This is a genomic window from Streptomyces sp. Rer75 (genome assembly GCF_013414305.1).
Classification (GTDB): Bacteria; Actinomycetota; Actinomycetes; order Streptomycetales; family Streptomycetaceae; genus Streptomyces; species Streptomyces himastatinicus.
The window spans coordinates 7,156,718-7,174,634 of sequence record NZ_CP058693.1; the positions used below are offsets into that span (position 1 = coordinate 7,156,718).

Consider the following 17,917-nt stretch of genomic DNA (forward strand, 5'->3'; position numbering starts at 1 on the left):
CACCTTCATACTTCACAACTGCATACAGACACATCAGCAAGTGCACGAATGTCACGCGCGCCATGTGCCCCAGGGGGCATGTGGCGCGCGTGGTGAGGAGAGTCTTTTGAGTCATCCGCATCCTGAGCTCGGTCCGCCGCCGAAGCTCCCGGAGGGTGGCCTGCGCGTCACCCCGCTCGGGGGCCTCGGCGAGATCGGCCGCAACATGACGGTCTTCGAGTACGGTGGCCGGCTGCTGATCGTCGACTGCGGGGTGCTCTTCCCCGAGGAGGAGCAGCCCGGAGTCGACTTGATCCTGCCGGACTTCACGTCCATCCGGGACCGTCTCGACGACATCGACGGCATCGTGCTCACGCACGGCCACGAGGACCACATCGGCGGCGTGCCGTTCCTGCTCCGCGAGAAGCCGGACATCCCGCTGATCGGCTCCAAGCTCACCCTCGCCCTGATCGAGGCGAAGCTCCAGGAGCACCGGATCCGCCCGTACACGCTGGAGGTGGAGGAGGGGAACCTCGAGCGGATCGGGCCCTTCGAGTGCGAGTTCGTGGCGGTCAACCACTCCATCCCGGACGCCCTCGCGGTCGCCATCCGCACCCCGGCCGGTCTGGCCGTGCACACCGGCGACTTCAAGATGGACCAGCTGCCGCTGGACGGCCGCCTCACCGACCTGCCCGCCTTCGCCAAGCTCGGCGAGGAGGGCATCGACCTGCTCCTGGTGGACTCCACCAACTCCGAGGTCCCCGGTTTCGTCCCGCCGGAACGCGACATCTCCAACGTGCTGGGCCAGGTCTTCGCGAGCGCCCAGAAGCGCATCATCGTCGCGAGCTTCGCCAGCCACGTGCACCGCATCCAGCAGATCCTCGACGCGGCCCACGAGTACGGGCGCCGGGTGGCCTTCGTCGGCCGCTCGATGGTCCGCAACATGGGCATCGCCCGTGACCTGGGTTATCTGCGGGTCCCGGCGGGCCTCGTGGTGGACGTGAAGACCCTGGACGACCTCCCGGACGACGAGGTGGTGCTCGTCTGCACCGGCTCCCAGGGCGAGCCGATGGCCGCGCTGTCCCGGATGGCCAACCGCGATCACCAGATCCGCATCGTCCCGGGCGACACGGTGATCCTGGCGTCGTCGCTCATCCCGGGCAACGAGAACGCGGTCTACCGCGTCATCAACGGGCTCACGCGCTGGGGCGCGAACGTCGTCCACAAGGGCAACGCCAAGGTGCACGTCTCCGGCCATGCCTCGGCCGGTGAGCTGCTGTACTTCTACAACATCTGCAAGCCCAAGAACCTGATGCCGGTCCACGGCGAATGGCGCCATCTGCGCGCCAACGCCGAGCTGGGCGCCCTGACTGGGGTTCCGAAGAACCGCTGTGTCATCGCCGAGGACGGAGTGGTGGTCGACCTGGTCGACGGCATCGCGAAGATCACCGGCAAGGTGCAGGCGGGCTATGTGTACGTGGACGGCCTCTCCGTCGGCGACGTCACCGAGAGCTCGCTCAAGGACCGCCGCATCCTGGGTGAGGAGGGGATCATCTCGGTCTTCGTGGTCGTGGACAGCACGACCGGCAAGATCGTGGGTGGTCCGCACATCCAGGCGAGAGGATCCGGCATCGAGGACGGGGCCTTCTCCGCGGTCATCCCGAAGATCGAGGACTCCCTGGCCAAGGCGGCCTCCGACGGCATCGCGGAGACGCACCAGATCCAGCAGCTCGTGCGCCGCGCCGTGGGCAAGTGGGTGTCCGACAGCTACCGTCGGCGCCCGATGATCCTCCCTGTGGTGGTCGAGGTCTGACACGGCCTCAGCTCCAGCAGGCGCTGAACCCCGGGCGGGGCTCCTCGATTTGCATCGAGGAGCCCCGCTCCAGTACGTTTACGGCTCCGCCAGAGGGGGAACCCGGAGCACTCAGACCGCTTCGGAGGAGCCTGGAGGCGGGGGTGGAAATCCGGCTCAGAGAATTCTGATAAAGTCGGAGACACCGAAAGGGAAGGCCCTCCAACGGCCACCGGAAACGGAATTCGGACCGGAAACGGAACGGAAAACGGATCTGGTAAGGTTGGAAACACGAAAGGCCGAAAGGCCGGAGGGAAGAGCCCGGAGAAACCGGTGATACGGTTTCAAAGGAAGCGTCCGTTCCTTGAGAACTCAACAGCGTGCCAAAAGTCAACGCCAGATATGTTGATACCCCGTCCGCATCATCGATGTGGTCGAGGTTCCTTTGAAGAAAAAACACAGCGAGGACGCTGTGAACCATCGGACTATTCCTCCGGTGGTTCCGCTCTCGTGGTGTTCACCAGGATTACCTGGAAGCATTCACGGAGAGTTTGATCCTGGCTCAGGACGAACGCTGGCGGCGTGCTTAACACATGCAAGTCGAACGATGAACCCGCTTCGGTGGGGGATTAGTGGCGAACGGGTGAGTAACACGTGGGCAATCTGCCCTGCACTCTGGGACAAGCCCTGGAAACGGGGTCTAATACCGGATACGACACACGACCGCATGGTCTGTGTGTGGAAAGCTCCGGCGGTGCAGGATGAGCCCGCGGCCTATCAGCTTGTTGGTGGGGTGATGGCCTACCAAGGCGACGACGGGTAGCCGGCCTGAGAGGGCGACCGGCCACACTGGGACTGAGACACGGCCCAGACTCCTACGGGAGGCAGCAGTGGGGAATATTGCACAATGGGCGCAAGCCTGATGCAGCGACGCCGCGTGAGGGATGACGGCCTTCGGGTTGTAAACCTCTTTCAGCAGGGAAGAAGCGAAAGTGACGGTACCTGCAGAAGAAGCGCCGGCTAACTACGTGCCAGCAGCCGCGGTAATACGTAGGGCGCAAGCGTTGTCCGGAATTATTGGGCGTAAAGAGCTCGTAGGCGGCTTGTCGCGTCGGATGTGAAAGCCCGGGGCTTAACCCCGGGTCTGCATTCGATACGGGCAGGCTAGAGTTCGGTAGGGGAGATCGGAATTCCTGGTGTAGCGGTGAAATGCGCAGATATCAGGAGGAACACCGGTGGCGAAGGCGGATCTCTGGGCCGATACTGACGCTGAGGAGCGAAAGCGTGGGGAGCGAACAGGATTAGATACCCTGGTAGTCCACGCCGTAAACGTTGGGAACTAGGTGTGGGCGACATTCCACGTTGTCCGTGCCGCAGCTAACGCATTAAGTTCCCCGCCTGGGGAGTACGGCCGCAAGGCTAAAACTCAAAGGAATTGACGGGGGCCCGCACAAGCGGCGGAGCATGTGGCTTAATTCGACGCAACGCGAAGAACCTTACCAAGGCTTGACATACACCGGAAACGTCTGGAGACAGGCGCCCCCTTGTGGTCGGTGTACAGGTGGTGCATGGCTGTCGTCAGCTCGTGTCGTGAGATGTTGGGTTAAGTCCCGCAACGAGCGCAACCCTTGTTCTGTGTTGCCAGCATGCCTTTCGGGGTGATGGGGACTCACAGGAGACTGCCGGGGTCAACTCGGAGGAAGGTGGGGACGACGTCAAGTCATCATGCCCCTTATGTCTTGGGCTGCACACGTGCTACAATGGCCGGTACAATGAGCTGCGAAGCCGTGAGGTGGAGCGAATCTCAAAAAGCCGGTCTCAGTTCGGATTGGGGTCTGCAACTCGACCCCATGAAGTCGGAGTCGCTAGTAATCGCAGATCAGCATTGCTGCGGTGAATACGTTCCCGGGCCTTGTACACACCGCCCGTCACGTCACGAAAGTCGGTAACACCCGAAGCCGGTGGCCCAACCCCTTGTGGGAGGGAATCGTCGAAGGTGGGACTGGCGATTGGGACGAAGTCGTAACAAGGTAGCCGTACCGGAAGGTGCGGCTGGATCACCTCCTTTCTAAGGAGCACATAGCCGACTGCGAGCGAATGACTCGCACGGTTGCTCATGGGTGGAACGTTGACTATTCGGTGGATCGGCTGAGCTGCCGTCTTCAGTACTGCCCCTTCGGGGCGTGGAAAGAGACCGTGGTGAGGAAGATCTGCCGGGCACGCTGTTGGGTGTCTGAGGGAATGACCCCTCGGAGGCCGGAGTCCACGAAGTCTGTGGGCGACTGGTCGTTGTTTGAGAACTGCACAGTGGACGCGAGCATCTGTGGCCAAGTTTTTAAGGGCGCACGGTGGATGCCTTGGCACCAGGAACCGATGAAGGACGTGGGAGGCCGCGATAGGCCCCGGGGAGCTGTCAACCGAGCTTTGATCCGGGGGTGTCCGAATGGGGAAACCCGGCAGTCGTCATGGGCTGTCACCCGCTGCTGAACACATAGGCAGTGTGGAGGGAACGCGGGGAAGTGAAACATCTCAGTACCCGCAGGAAGAGAAAACAACCGTGATTCCGGGAGTAGTGGCGAGCGAAACTGGATGAGGCTAAACCGTATGTGTGTGATACCCGGCAGGGGTTGCGCATGCGGGGTTGTGGGATCGTACTTCAGTCGTCTGCCGGCGGCTGGGTGAGTCAGAAATTGTTGATGTAGGCGAAGGGCATGCGAAAGGCCCGGCGTAGAGGGTAAGACCCCCGTAGCCGAAATGTCAGCAACTTGCTTGTGCGACACCCAAGTAGCACGGGGCCCGAGAAATCCCGTGTGAATCTGGCGGGACCACCCGCTAAGCCTAAATATTCCCTGGTGACCGATAGCGGATAGTACCGTGAGGGAATGGTGAAAAGTACCGCGGGAGCGGAGTGAAATAGTACCTGAAACCGTGTGCCTACAAGCCGTGGGAGCGTCGCCGTGTTCTTCGGAGCACGGTCGTGACTGCGTGCCTTTTGAAGAATGAGCCTGCGAGTTTGCGGTGTGTTGCGAGGTTAACCCGTGTGGGGAAGCCGTAGCGAAAGCGAGTCCGAATAGGGCGGTTTAGTAGCGCGCTCAAGACCCGAAGCGGAGTGATCTAGCCATGGGCAGGTTGAAGCGGAGGTAAGACTTCGTGGAGGACCGAACCCACCAGGGTTGAAAACCTGGGGGATGACCTGTGGTTAGGGGTGAAAGGCCAATCAAACTCCGTGATAGCTGGTTCTCCCCGAAATGCATTTAGGTGCAGCGTCGTGTGTTTCTTACTGGAGGTAGAGCACTGGATAGGCGATGGGCCCTACCGGGTTACTGACCTTAGCCAAACTCCGAATGCCGGTAAGTGAGAGCGCGGCAGTGAGACTGTGGGGGATAAGCTCCATGGTCGAGAGGGAAACAGCCCAGAGCATCGACTAAGGCCCCTAAGCGTATGCTAAGTGGGAAAGGATGTGGAGTCGCAGAGACAACCAGGAGGTTGGCTTAGAAGCAGCCATCCTTGAAAGAGTGCGTAATAGCTCACTGGTCAAGTGATTCCGCGCCGACAATGTAGCGGGGCTCAAGCGTACCGCCGAAGTCGTGTCACTGCAGCAATACCTCCAACGAGGGCTGTGGTGGGTAGGGGAGCGTCGTGTGCCGGGTGAAGCAGCGCCGGAAGGTAGTTGTGGACGGTTCACGAGTGAGAATGCAGGCATGAGTAGCGATACACACGTGGGAAACGTGTGCGCCGATTGACTAAGGGTTCCTGGGTCAAGCTGATCTGCCCAGGGTAAGTCGGGACCTAAGGCGAGGCCGACAGGCGTAGTCGATGGACAACCGGTTGATATTCCGGTACCCGCTTTGAAGCGCCCAATATCGAATCCTCTGATGCTAAGGCCGTGAAGCCGCCCTGATCTCTTCGGAGTTGAGGGGAGTGGTGGAGCCGCTGATCCAAGGTGGTAGTAGGTAAGTGATGGGGTGACGCAGGAAGGTAGTCCAGCCCGGGCGGTGGTTGTCCCGGGGTAAGGGTGTAGGACGTCACGCAGGTAAATCCGTGTGGCATGTGTCTGAGACCTGATGCCGAGCCGATTGTGGTGAAGTGGATGATCCTATGCTGTCGAGAAAAGCCTCTAGCGAGTTTCATGGCGGCCCGTACCCTAAACCGACTCAGGTGGTCAGGTAGAGAATACCGAGGCGTTCGGGTGAACTATGGTTAAGGAACTCGGCAAAATGCCCCCGTAACTTCGGGAGAAGGGGGGCCATTGCTGGTGATCACTCTTGCAGTGTGAGCTGGTGGTGGCCGCAGAGACCAGCGAGAAGCGACTGTTTACTAAAAACACAGGTCCGTGCGAAGCCGTAAGGCGATGTATACGGACTGACGCCTGCCCGGTGCTGGAACGTTAAGGGGACCGGTTAGCTCCATTTCGGTGGGGCGAAGCTGAGAACTTAAGCGCCAGTAAACGGCGGTGGTAACTATAACCATCCTAAGGTAGCGAAATTCCTTGTCGGGTAAGTTCCGACCTGCACGAATGGCGTAACGACTTCTCGACTGTCTCAACCATAGGCCCGGTGAAATTGCATTACGAGTAAAGATGCTCGTTTCGCGCAGCAGGACGGAAAGACCCCGGGACCTTTACTACAGCTTGATATTGGTGTTCGGTTCGGCTTGTGTAGGATAGGTGGGAGACTGTGAAATCATGACGCCAGTCATGGTGGAGTCATTGTTGAAATACCACTCTGGTCGTGCTGGATGTCTAACCTGGGTCCGTGATCCGGATCAGGGACAGTGTCTGGTGGGTAGTTTAACTGGGGCGGTTGCCTCCTAAAGGGTAACGGAGGCGCCCAAAGGTTCCCTCAGCCTGGTTGGCAATCAGGTGTTGAGTGTAAGTGCACAAGGGAGCTTGACTGTGAGACCGACGGGTCGAGCAGGGACGAAAGTCGGGACTAGTGATCCGGCGGTGGCTTGTGGAAGCGCCGTCGCTCAACGGATAAAAGGTACCCCGGGGATAACAGGCTGATCTTCCCCAAGAGTCCATATCGACGGGATGGTTTGGCACCTCGATGTCGGCTCGTCGCATCCTGGGGCTGGAGTCGGTCCCAAGGGTTGGGCTGTTCGCCCATTAAAGCGGTACGCGAGCTGGGTTTAGAACGTCGTGAGACAGTTCGGTCCCTATCCGCTGTGCGCGTAGGAGTCTTGAGAAGGGCTGTCCCTAGTACGAGAGGACCGGGACGGACGAACCTCTGGTGTGCCAGTTGTCCTGCCAAGGGCATGGCTGGTTGGCTACGTTCGGGAGGGATAACCGCTGAAAGCATCTAAGCGGGAAGCCTGCTTCGAGATGAGGGCTCCCACCCACTTGATGGGGTAAGGCTCCCAGTAGACGACTGGGTTGATAGGCCAGATATGGAAGCCGGGTGACCGGTGGAGTTGACTGGTACTAATAGGCCGAGGGCTTGTCCTCAGTTGCTCGCGTCCACTGTGTTGGTTCTGAAATAACGAACTGTGTTGATATCCGGTTTGTTTGTTTCATAGTGTTTCGGTGGTCACAGCGTTAGGGAAACGCCCGGTTACATTCCGAACCCGGAAGCTAAGCCTTTCAGCGCCGATGGTACTGCAGGGGGGACCCTGTGGGAGAGTAGGACGCCGCCGAACAAATATTGGAGAGAGGCCTGTCGGAACTTCGGTTCCCGACAGGCCTCTCTTTTTGTTGTGTTGCGAGCCACTCGGTGTTCATGTTGCGTGGGCAACATGCCGTTCATGGGGACTCCAACGGATGAGCTGTGGCGTGAGTTGACCCGGTCGGGCGTACGGCCGGGCGACGAGGTGATCGTGCCGTCCTACGGCACACCCGAAGCGGCGGAAGCGGTGCTCCTCGCCGGCGCGAGGCCGGTGTTCGTGGACATCGACGCTCACACTTTCTGCATAGACCCGAACGCGGTGGCCGAGGCGCTGACGCCCCGCACCGCGGCCATCGTGGCCATACACACCTTCGGACACCCGGCCGACATGGCCCGCCTCACCGAGCTGGGACAGCGGCACGGAGTGCTCGTGATCGGACACGGCGCCGTGTGCGAGCCGGTCGGCGAGATCCTGCGTCGACAGGCGAACGCGGCCTATCTGAACGGAAAGCTGCGCGGGGTCGTCACCCCCGCGTCCAAGCCCGGCATGGAACACACTTATCAGCAGTACGTCGTGAGGGTGCCGGGCAACGGGCGCCCGGACCGGGACGCATTCGCCCGTACGCTGCGGTCTCGCGGCGTCGTGTGCCACGTCCCCATTCAGACCCCGGCGCACCGCACAGCGCGCTTCCGGCGCGATCTGTGGCTCGCGGAGACGGAGCGCGCGGCCGACGAATGCCTCGCGCTCCCCGTCGATCCCACCATGTCCCGGCGGGAGTTGCAGCGCGTCGTCTCGGCCTGCAACGCACTGGGAGGGTTGTTGCAGTCAGCGGCCTGAGCGGTCGAGGGGCGGGTGGTCGAGAGCGCACTCGAGTTCGGGTATGATCTATCCCGTTGCCGCGCCCCAATAGCTCAGTCGGCAGAGCGTCTCCATGGTAAGGAGAAGGTCTACGGTTCGATTCCGTATTGGGGCTCTCCTGCGAAAGGCCCCCGCCAATTGGCGGGGGCCTTCGTCATGTTGAGCGGCGCCGAGGAAGCCGGGGCACCGGCGGTGCCCCGGCCCCGGCCGGTCAGGCGTCCTGCGGCTCGGGGACGCGCATCGCGAGGATCGCCATGTCGTCGGACGGCGGTTCGGCCGCGAACCGCTCGACCGCGCGCAGCACCCGGGCGGCCACCGCTCCCGCGGTGAGTCCGGTGCAGGTGGTGAGGACGTCGACCAGGCCGTCGTCGCCGAGCATCCTGGTGCCCTCGCGGCGCTCGGTCACCCCGTCGGTGACGCACAGCAGGACGTCGCCGGGGTCGAGCGTCACCGTCTGCTCGTACAGCTCCAGGTCGTCCATGACGCCGAGCAGGGGCTGCGGTTCGGCGGCCGCCTCGACGGAGCCGTCCTGGCGCAGCCGGAGCGGCAGCGGGTGGCCTGCGCAGACGACCTTGAGCACCGCGCCGCCGTCCTGCTGTGGCCACAGCTCCCCGTAGAGGAGGGTGAGGAAGCGGCTGCGGGCACCCTCGTCGAGGATCGCCGCGTTGAGCCGCTCCAGGACCGCCGGGCCGCCGAAGCCCTCGCGGGCGAGCAGCCGCAGCGCGTGCCGGGCGAGACCGGTGACCGCGGCGGCCTCCGGCCCGGTGCCGCAGACGTCGCCGATGGCGAAGCCGTACGCGCCGTCGCGGATCGGGAAGAGGTCGTAGAAGTCACCGCCGACCTCGTTGCCCTCACCGGCGGCGCGGTAGATGACCTCGACCTCGACTCCGGGGACCTCGGGCTGCTCGGGCGGCAGCAGGCTGCGCTGGAGGGACTGGCTGATGGCGGTGCGCTCCGAGTAGAGCCGCGCGTTGTCGAGCGCGAGCGCGGCCCGGCGGGAGAGATCCTCGGCCAGCTCCAGGTTCTCCTGGCGGAAGTGCTCGTCGGTGGGCTTGCCGAGGGTGAGCATCCCGATGACGCGGTTACGGGCCACCAGCGGCAGGACGACCGTCTCGCCGCCGACGGCGGACGCGGTCGCGAGCGAGGCGCCCGGGCCCGAGGAGGGCCGGGCGGAGTCACCGAGGCTCAGGCTGCGCAGCGAGGTGCGCAGCGCGGCCGCGTGAGCCGCCTCGTAGGGGCCGGTCCAGCCGCGGGCACCGCCGGTGGGCACCTGCTCCGGTGGGTCGATCTTGGTGAGCAGGGCCTTGAGGCCGTCGATCCGGTCCTCGTCCTCATGCAGGACGTACGACAGCTCGGGGTCGGAGGCCTGGTCGGCGACCGTATAGACGGCGCACCAGCTGGCCAGGGTGGGCACCGTCATCTGTGCCATGAGAGCCAGTGTCTGATCGCGGTCGAGGGTGCCCGCGAGGAGGTCGGACGCCTCGACGAGGAAGGAGAGGGAGCCGCGGCGCAGCTTCTCCAGCTCGGTGAGACGGGCGCGTTCGACGGCGAGGGCGATGCGGTCGGCGGCGAACTGGAGCCGCAGTGCCTCCTCGTTGCTGTAGCGGCTGGGGGCCTCGGCGGCGACGCCGAGCGAGCCGGTGAGCCGGCCCTCGACCTTGAGGGGGACGGTGACGACCGAGCGCATACCGGTGTTGATGAGCAGGGGGACGGCGCCCGGCACGGCGGACAGATCCTCGTGGACGGAGGGCATCCGAGCCGACCCGTAGCGCCCGGTGCCGGCCTCGACGGGGACGCGGGCGAAGCGCTGCCGGGCGGACGGCAGGCCGGTGGAGGCGCGCACCTCCAGCTCGGTCTCGTCGTCGGTGGCGAGCAGCAGATAGGCGGCGTCCCCATCGAGCATGTCGCGAGCCCGTTCGACGGTGCGCTGGAGGAGTCCGTCGAGGTCGTCGGGGGCGGGCGAGCCGATGAAGACCTCGAAGGCGTCGCTGGCCGGGCCGCGCTCGGAGGAGTCGGAGGTGTCGGCCGCGGCGCCGCGCATCGGGCTCTGCAACACGGCGCGCTCGCGGTCGCGGACCAGCAGACAGACGGTGGAGGCGGCGCCGTCGGCATCGCGGATGCGCAGGTGGGAGGCGTAGACGGGGGAGACCCGGCCGTCGGCGCCGCGGATGCCGTACGAGCCCTCCCAGCGGGAGAGCTGGAGCGCCTCGGCGACGCCGGTGCTGGTGCCGGGGGTGTGCGGCCAGGCGGCGAGATCGGTGAGGGGCTTGCCGACGATTTGTTCCGGGCTGTAGCCGAACAGTTCCTGAGCGTCGTCGTTCCAGGCGCTGACGAGGCCGTCGCTGTCGACCTGGACGACCGCGACGCGGACCCGGGAGTCGGCGATCGGCAGGGCGCTGGAGGGCAGCGCGGGCCCGGCGGCCCGGGTGCCGGCCGGCCGCTCGGGGAAGTCGAGCTGGAACCAGACCTGCTTGTGGGTGGCCGTGTACTCGACGCCCCAGCGTGCGGCGAGTGCGGCGCACAGTAGCAGACCGCGGCCGCCCTCGCGATCGGGGCTGCCGAAGTGGTGGCCGCCGTTGCTCTGGAGCGGAACTTCCCGTTCGGGGTAGCGGTCGGCGACCTCGACGCGGACGCCGGTGTCCGCGCGGATGCACACGACATCGGCGGTGGTGCCCGCGTGCACCACCGCGTTGGTGACGAGTTCGCTGGTGAGGACGACCGCGTCGTCCACGATGTCGGTGAGGCCCCAGCCCTGGAGGGTGTCCCGGACAAAGGTGCGGGCGGCGGCGACCGAGCGTCCCACCGGCTCGAAGGTGGCGGCTGCCCGCGCGGTGATCACAGGTCTCCTCATATGTGTCTCGGCGAACTGCTCACCCATGTCGCAGCGCCCCTCCGATGCCTGGCCGGATGCCAGGTTACTTACCTCAACCGCCCCCGCGAATGCCGGTCCGCCGTGATTCCACCCGGAGGGGGCTGGCGCCGGTATGCGATGCTGCCGAACTGTTATGGCCTGGTTGGGCCAGGGTGAAACACTGGGCAAGCTGGAAGAAGAACCCGACGAGGACGGTCAACCCTGCGGGAGGGACACGGTGGAGTCTGGCGCAGCGGCGCGGGGCACGAATACGCGCGCGAAAGGCGGACGGTCCCGGAGCAATGGGACGACCGAAGTGGATACGGCGGCCCTGAACCGGCTGCTGACCGCGATGACGGCGATGCGGGACGGCAACTTCCGCAAGCGGCTGACGGTCTCGGGCGAGGGCGTCATGTCCGAGATCGCCGCGGTCTTCAACGAGGTCGCGGAGCGGAATCTCCAGCTCACGGGCGAGCTGACCCGGGTGCGGCGGGTGGTCGGCCGTGAGGGAAAGCTCACGGAACGGCTGGAGACCGGCGCCTGTGAGGGGCAGTGGGCGGCGGCTATTGACGCGTCCAACGCCTTGGTGGACGATCTTGTGCGGCCGGTGTCCGAGGTCGGCCGGGTGCTGTCCGCGGTCGCCGAGGGCGACCTGGAGCAGCGCATGGACCTGCGGGCACAGGGTGCCGACGGGTCGGCGCATCCGTTGCGCGGTGAGTTCCTCAAGGTGGGGCGCACCGTCAACGGGCTGGTCGATCAGCTCTCGGCGTTCACCGACGAGGTGACGAGAGTCGCCAGTGAGGTCGGCACCGAGGGCAAGCTGGGCGGTCAGGCCCGGGTGCGCGGCATGTCGGGTTCGTGGAAGGACCTCACGGAGTCCGTCAACACGATGGCGTCCCGGCTCACCGCCCAGGTGCGGGACATCGCCCTGGTGACGACGGCGGTGGCCAAGGGTGATCTGTCCCGGAAGGTCACGGTTCATGTGTCCGGGGAGATGCTCGAGCTGAAGGAAACCGTCAACACGATGGTGGACCAGCTCTCCTCGTTCGCCGCCGAGGTGACCCGGGTCGCCCGTGAGGTGGGCACCGAGGGCGAACTGGGCGGCCAGGCGAAGGTGCCGGGCGTCGCGGGCGTCTGGAAGGACCTGACGGACTCCGTCAACCTCATGGCCGGGAACCTCACCGCCCAGGTGCGCGGGATCGCCCAGGTCACCACGGCGGTCGCCAACGGTGATCTGTCGCAGAAGGTGACGGTGAGCGCACGCGGAGAGGTCGCGCAGCTCGCCGACACGATCAACACGATGACGGAGACGCTGCGCACCTTCGCGGACGAGGTCACACGGGTGGCCAGCGAGGTCGGCGCCGAGGGGCTGCTCGGCGGTCAGGCGCAGGTGCCGGGTGCGGCGGGGACGTGGAAGGACCTGACGGATTCGGTGAACACCGCCTTCCGCAACCTGACGGCCCAGGTGCGGGACATCGCGCAGGTGACGACCGCGGTGGCGAACGGTGATCTGTCGCAGAAGGTCACCGTGGACGTGGCCGGCGAGATGCTGGAGCTGAAGAACACCGTCAACACGATGGTGGACCAGCTCCAGTCCTTCGGTGCCGAGGTGACCCGGGTGGCCCGGGAGATCGGTGTCGAGGGTGAGCTGGGCGGTCAGGCGCAGGTGCCGGGTGCGGCGGGGACGTGGAAGGACCTGACGGATTCGGTGAACACCGCCTTCCGCAACCTCACCGGACAGGTGCGCAACATCGCCCAGGTGACGACCGCGGTGGCGAACGGCGATCTGTCGCAGAAGGTCACCGTCGACGTCTCCGGCGAGATGCTCAAGCTGAAGAACACCGTGAACACCATGGTGGATCAGCTCTCCTCGTTCGCCGACCAGGTCACCCGCATGGCGCGGGACGTGGGCACCGAGGGCCGGCTGGGCGGCCAGGCCCGGGTGGACGGCGTCAGCGGCACCTGGAAGGACCTGACCGACTCCGTCAACTCGATGGCGGGGAACCTGACCTCGCAGGTGCGCGGTATCGCCCAGGTGACCACGGCGGTCGCCCGGGGCGACCTGTCGCAGAAGATCGAGGTGGACGCGCGCGGCGAGATCCTGGAGCTGAAGAACACCATCAACACGATGGTCGACCAGCTGTCCGACTTCGCCGAGCAGGTGACCCGGGTCGCCCGCGAGGTGGGTACGGACGGCCGGCTGGGCGGTCAGGCGCAGGTGCCCGGTGTCGCGGGCGTCTGGCGCGACCTGACCGACTCGGTGAACGGCATGGCGGGCAACCTGACCGCCCAGGTCCGTAACATCGCGCAGGTCGCCACGGCGGTCGCGCGCGGTGACCTCTCGCAGAAGATCGACGTCGACGCCCGGGGCGAGATCCTGGAGCTGAAGAACACCCTGAACACGATGGTCGACCAGCTGTCGTCCTTCGCGGAGGAGGTCACCCGGGTCGCCCGCGAGGTGGGCACCGAGGGCCAGTTGGGCGGCCAGGCCGAGGTGCAGGGGGTCTCCGGCACCTGGAAGGACCTGACCCAGTCCGTCAACGGCATGGCCAACAACCTGACGTCCCAGGTGCGTTCGATCGCCGAGGTGACGACGGCGGTCGCCAAGGGCGACCTGTCGAAGAAGATCACGGTGGACGCCAAGGGCGAGATCCTGGAGCTCGTCACCACCGTGAACACCATGGTGGACCAGCTGTCCTCGTTCGCCGAGCAGGTCACCCGGGTGGCCCGTGAGGTGGGTACGGAAGGCCAGTTGGGCGGTCAGGCGCGGGTGCCGGGCGTGACCGGCATCTGGAAGGACCTCAGCAACAACGTGAACCTGATGGCCAATAACCTGACCATCCAGGTGCGCAACATCTCGCAGGTCTCGGCCGCGGTCGCCAACGGCGATCTGACGAAGAAGGTGACGGTCGAGGCGCGCGGCGAGGTCGCGGCGCTGGCCGACACCGTCAACACGATGGTGACGACGCTGTCCTCGTTCGCGGACGAGGTCACCCGCGTGGCGCGCGAGGTGGGCACGGACGGCATCCTGGGCGGCCAGGCGCGGGTGCCGGGCGTCTCGGGGACGTGGAAGGACCTCACCGAGTCCGTGAACTCGATGGCGTCCAACCTGACCGGACAGGTGCGCAACATCGCGATGGTCACCACGGCGATCGCCCAGGGTGACTTGACCAAGAAGATCGACATCGAGGCGCGGGGCGAGATCCTCGAACTCAAGACCACGATCAACACGATGGTGGACCAGCTGTCGTCCTTCGCCGACCAGGTGACCCGGGTGGCCCGTGAAGTAGGCACCGAGGGGCAGTTGGGCGGCCAGGCGCGGGTGCGGGACGTGGCCGGCACCTGGAAGGACCTCACCGAGTCGGTGAACGAGATGGCCGGGAACCTGACCCGTCAGGTGCGCGCCATCGCCGAGGTCGCGACCGCGGTGACCCGCGGCGACCTCAACCTCAAGATCGACGTGGACGCCTCCGGTGAGATCCAGGTCCTCCAGGACCACATCAACACCATGATCGCGAACCTGCGCGAGACCACGCTCGCCAACAAGGAGCAGGACTGGCTGAAGGGCAACCTCGCCCGGATCTCCGGTCTGATGCAGGGACGGCGCGACCTGGAGGACGTCGCCCGGCTGATCATGAGCGAGCTGACCCCGGTGGTCTCCGCCCAGCACGGCGCGTTCTTCCTGGCGGTCCCCGCCGGGGACGGCACCGAGGTGGTCGCGGACAGCACCGCCGAGGAGGGCTACGAGCTGCGCCTGATCGGCTCCTACGGCTACTCCATCGGCTCGATGCCCACGTCCTTCCGGCCGGGCGAGACGCTGATCGGCACGGTCGCCGAGGAGAAGCGCCCGATCCTGGTGGAGAACGTGCCGCCGGGCTACCTCAAGATCGCCTCGGGGCTCGGCGAGGCCGCCCCGGCCCATGTGATCGTGCTGCCGGTGCTCTTCGAGGGGCAGCTGCTCGGCGTGATCGAGCTGGCCTCGTTCCAGCCCTTCGCGCAGATCCAGAAGGACTTCCTCAACCAGATCGCCGAGATGATCGGCACCAGCGTCAACACCATCAGCGTCAACACCAAGACCGAGGTGCTGCTCAAGCAGTCCCAGGAGCTGACCGAGCAGCTGCGGGAGCGGTCCGCGGAGCTGGAGAACCGGCAGAAGGCGCTCCAGGCGTCCAACGCGGAGCTGGAGGAGAAGTCCGACCGGCTGGCCCGGCAGAACCGCGACATCGAGGTCAAGAACACCGAGATCGAGGAGGCCCGGCAGGTCCTGGAGGAGCGCGCCGAGCAGCTCGCGGTCTCGATGCGCTACAAGAGCGAGTTCCTGGCGAACATGTCGCACGAGCTGCGCACACCGCTCAACTCGCTGCTGATCCTCGCCAAGCTGCTCGCGGACAACGCCGAGGGCAATCTGTCGCCGAAGCAGGTGGAGTTCGCCGAGACGATCCACGGAGCCGGTTCGGACCTGCTCCAGCTGATCAACGACATCCTCGACCTGTCGAAGGTCGAGGCGGGCAAGATGGACGTCAGCCCGACGCGGATCGCCCTGGTCCAGCTCGTCGACTACGTGGAGGCCACGTTCCGGCCGCTGACCGCCGAGAAGGGCCTCGACTTCTCCGTCCGGGTCTCGCCGGAGCTTCCGGCGACGCTGCACACCGACGAGCAGCGGCTGCTCCAGGTGCTCCGCAACCTGCTGTCCAACGCGGTGAAGTTCACCGACGGCGGCGCCGTGGAGCTGGTCATCCGGCCGGCCGGGGTGGACGTGCCGAACGCCATCCGGGAACAGCTGCTGGAACACGGCGCGTTGCGGGACCCGGAGGCCGACATGATCGCCTTCTCGGTCACCGACACCGGTATCGGCATCGCCGCGAGCAAGATGCGGGTGATCTTCGAGGCGTTCAAGCAGGCCGACGGGACCACCAGCAGGAAGTACGGCGGCACCGGCCTCGGCCTGTCCATCAGCCGGGAGATCGCCCGGCTGCTCGGCGGCGAGATCCACGCGGCCAGTGAGCCGGGCCGCGGCTCGACCTTCACGCTGTACCTGCCGCTGTACCCCAGCGAGCTGCCGCCGCAGGGCTATCCGCAGCTCACGCCGGGCAGCGCCGGTCCGCCGGCGCTGGAGCCGTACGACCCGGCCGAGGGCGCGGAGGACGACGAGTCCGGGGCCGCGGCGGAGCGGGAGCCCGAGCACGACGTCACCGCCGACGCCACGGCGCAGCGGACCCGCGGGGCCGCCGGGCTCTTCCGGCGGCGTCAGCGGACCGAGCAGGAGCCGTCACAGGCTTCCGAGCCGCAGACGGCCGCCCCGGAGGAGGCCCGCCGGAACGGCGGCCGGTCCGGCAGCCGGCAGCCGCAGGCGTCCGAGCCGTGGATGCTGGGCGGCCAGGATCTGGTGGCTCCGGAGCCGGCGGGCGGCTTCCACGGTGAGAAGGTGCTCATCGTCGACGACGACATCCGTAACGTCTTCGCGCTCACCAGCGTGCTGGAACAGCACGGGCTCCAGGTGCTCTACGCCGAGAACGGGCGGGAGGGCATCGAAGTCCTGGAGCAGCACGACGATGTGGTGCTCGTCCTGATGGACATCATGATGCCGGAGATGGACGGTTACGCCACGACGGCGGCGATCCGCAGGATGCCGCAGTTCGCCGGGCTGCCCATCATCGCGCTCACCGCGAAGGCGATGAAGGGCGACCGGGAGAAGAGCATCGAGGCGGGCGCGTCGGACTATGTCACCAAGCCCGTCGACACCGATCATCTCCTTACGGTGATGGAGCAGTGGATGTCGGATGAGTGACCAGGTGAAAGGCAGGGGAGTGTCCGATGGGACACCGGACGCCATCGTGGTGTTGACTGACTGTCGCCGAACACGTGTGGGAACGCGGGAATCGGGGAACCTTCTGGTCTCCCACCGCGTTTCTGCTACGTGCACAGTGACATCGCGGTGACAGGGTGTGGCGAACAGCGGGGTGCGGCTACCATGACCGGCACAAGGACGGGCGACGCAAGGGAGTCGTCCCCTGGGGCGGCGCCCGGTGCTTCCCCCAGCGCTTCGAGCTGGGGAGACCCCAAGCCGGGACGAGGAGGACGGGGCATGGTGCAGAAGGCCAAGATCCTCCTGGTCGATGACCGGCCGGAGAATCTGCTGGCGCTGGAGGCCATTCTCTCCGCGCTCGATCAGACCCTGGTGCGGGCATCGTCAGGGGAGGAAGCGCTCAAGGCGCTGCTGACGGATGACTTCGCGGTGATCCTGCTGGACGTCCAGATGCCGGGCATGGACGGATTCGAGACCGCGGCGCACATCAAGCGGCGGGAGCGGACCCGGGACATCCCGATCATCTTCCTCACCGCGATCAACCACGGCCCGCACCACACCTTCCGGGGGTATGCGGCGGGCGCGGTCGACTACATCTCCAAACCCTTCGACCCCTGGGTGCTCAGAGCGAAGGTCTCGGTCTTCGTCGATCTGTACATGAAGAACTGCCAGCTGCGGGAGCAGGCCTCCCTGCTGCGGCTCCAGTTGGAGGGCGGCCAGCCGGCCGCCGGTGACAAGGAGTCGGCCGGGCTGCTGGCCGAGCTGTCCGCGCGGCTCGCCGCCGTGGAGGAGCAGGCCGAGGCGCTGTCCAAGCAGCTGGACGAGTCGGCGGACGCGGCGGCCGTGGCCACCGCGGCCCATCTGGAGCGCAAGCTCACCGGTCTGCGCCGCGCCCTGGACGCGCTGGAGCCCGGCGCGGGCAGCGGAGCCGGTCAGGTCCCCTCGCAGAACTAGGGGGTGTCTTGCCGATCATGCCGGGCTCCCGACGCCTGGCACGGCACCACCGCGTGGTCACCCGGCCGTTGAC

5 protein-coding genes, 1 tRNA gene and 3 rRNA genes are annotated in these 17,917 nt (G+C 65.8%); 8 read left to right on the forward strand and 1 reads right to left on the reverse strand.

Translation table 11 applies throughout. From position 1 onward, the window contains the following. The first annotated feature begins 106 nt into the window (after positions 1–106). From HYQ63_RS30860 to HYQ63_RS30885, 6 genes are all read left to right on the forward strand, one after another. Positions 107–1,792 (forward strand): ribonuclease J, encoded by a 1,686-nt coding sequence (locus HYQ63_RS30860; protein ID WP_179937092.1) that lies wholly within the window; start codon positions 107–109, stop codon positions 1,790–1,792. Positions 1,793–2,310: 518 nt separating this feature from the next. Next, positions 2,311–3,839 (forward strand): 16S ribosomal RNA (locus HYQ63_RS30865). Positions 3,840–4,096: 257 nt separating this feature from the next. Beyond that, positions 4,097–7,217 (forward strand): 23S ribosomal RNA (locus HYQ63_RS30870). A gap of 74 nt (positions 7,218–7,291) precedes the next feature. Further along, positions 7,292–7,408, forward strand: a 5S ribosomal RNA gene (gene rrf / locus HYQ63_RS30875). The 16S, 23S and 5S rRNA genes sit together here, the layout of an rRNA operon. A 105-nt stretch (positions 7,409–7,513) precedes the next feature. Then, a complete protein-coding gene (locus tag HYQ63_RS30880) occupies positions 7,514–8,212 on the forward strand; it encodes a DegT/DnrJ/EryC1/StrS family aminotransferase (protein WP_179937093.1) in 699 nt (232 codons plus the stop codon). A 63-nt stretch (positions 8,213–8,275) separates the two neighbouring features. Continuing rightward, positions 8,276–8,348 (forward strand) — tRNA-Thr (locus HYQ63_RS30885). A 96-nt stretch (positions 8,349–8,444) separates the two neighbouring features. On the opposite strand, the gene HYQ63_RS30890 is transcribed toward HYQ63_RS30885, so the two are convergent. Next, on the reverse strand, positions 8,445–11,072 hold the full coding sequence (locus HYQ63_RS30890; protein WP_179940677.1) for a SpoIIE family protein phosphatase: 2,628 nt from the start codon (positions 11,070–11,072) through the stop codon (positions 8,445–8,447). Positions 11,073–11,322: 250 nt separating this feature from the next. On the opposite strand from HYQ63_RS30890, the gene HYQ63_RS30895 reads away from it, so the two are divergent. After that, a complete protein-coding gene (locus HYQ63_RS30895) occupies positions 11,323–16,872 on the forward strand; it encodes a HAMP domain-containing protein (protein ID WP_179937094.1) in 5,550 nt (1,849 codons plus the stop codon). A gap of 297 nt (positions 16,873–17,169) precedes the next feature. Next, positions 17,170–17,844 carry a two-component system response regulator gene (locus tag HYQ63_RS30900; RefSeq protein WP_009714629.1) on the forward strand — a complete coding sequence of 225 codons (675 nt, stop codon included), beginning with the start codon at positions 17,170–17,172 and terminating at the stop codon, positions 17,842–17,844. Positions 17,845–17,917 lie beyond the last annotated feature (73 nt).

Coding starts and splice junctions, on each gene's coding strand:
- HYQ63_RS30900 (WP_009714629.1), top strand. CDS start 17,170: ATGGTGCAGAAGGCCAAGATCCTCCTGGTCGATGACCGGCCGGAGAAT.
- HYQ63_RS30880 (WP_179937093.1), top strand. CDS start 7,514: ATGGGGACTCCAACGGATGAGCTGTGGCGTGAGTTGACCCGGTCGGGC.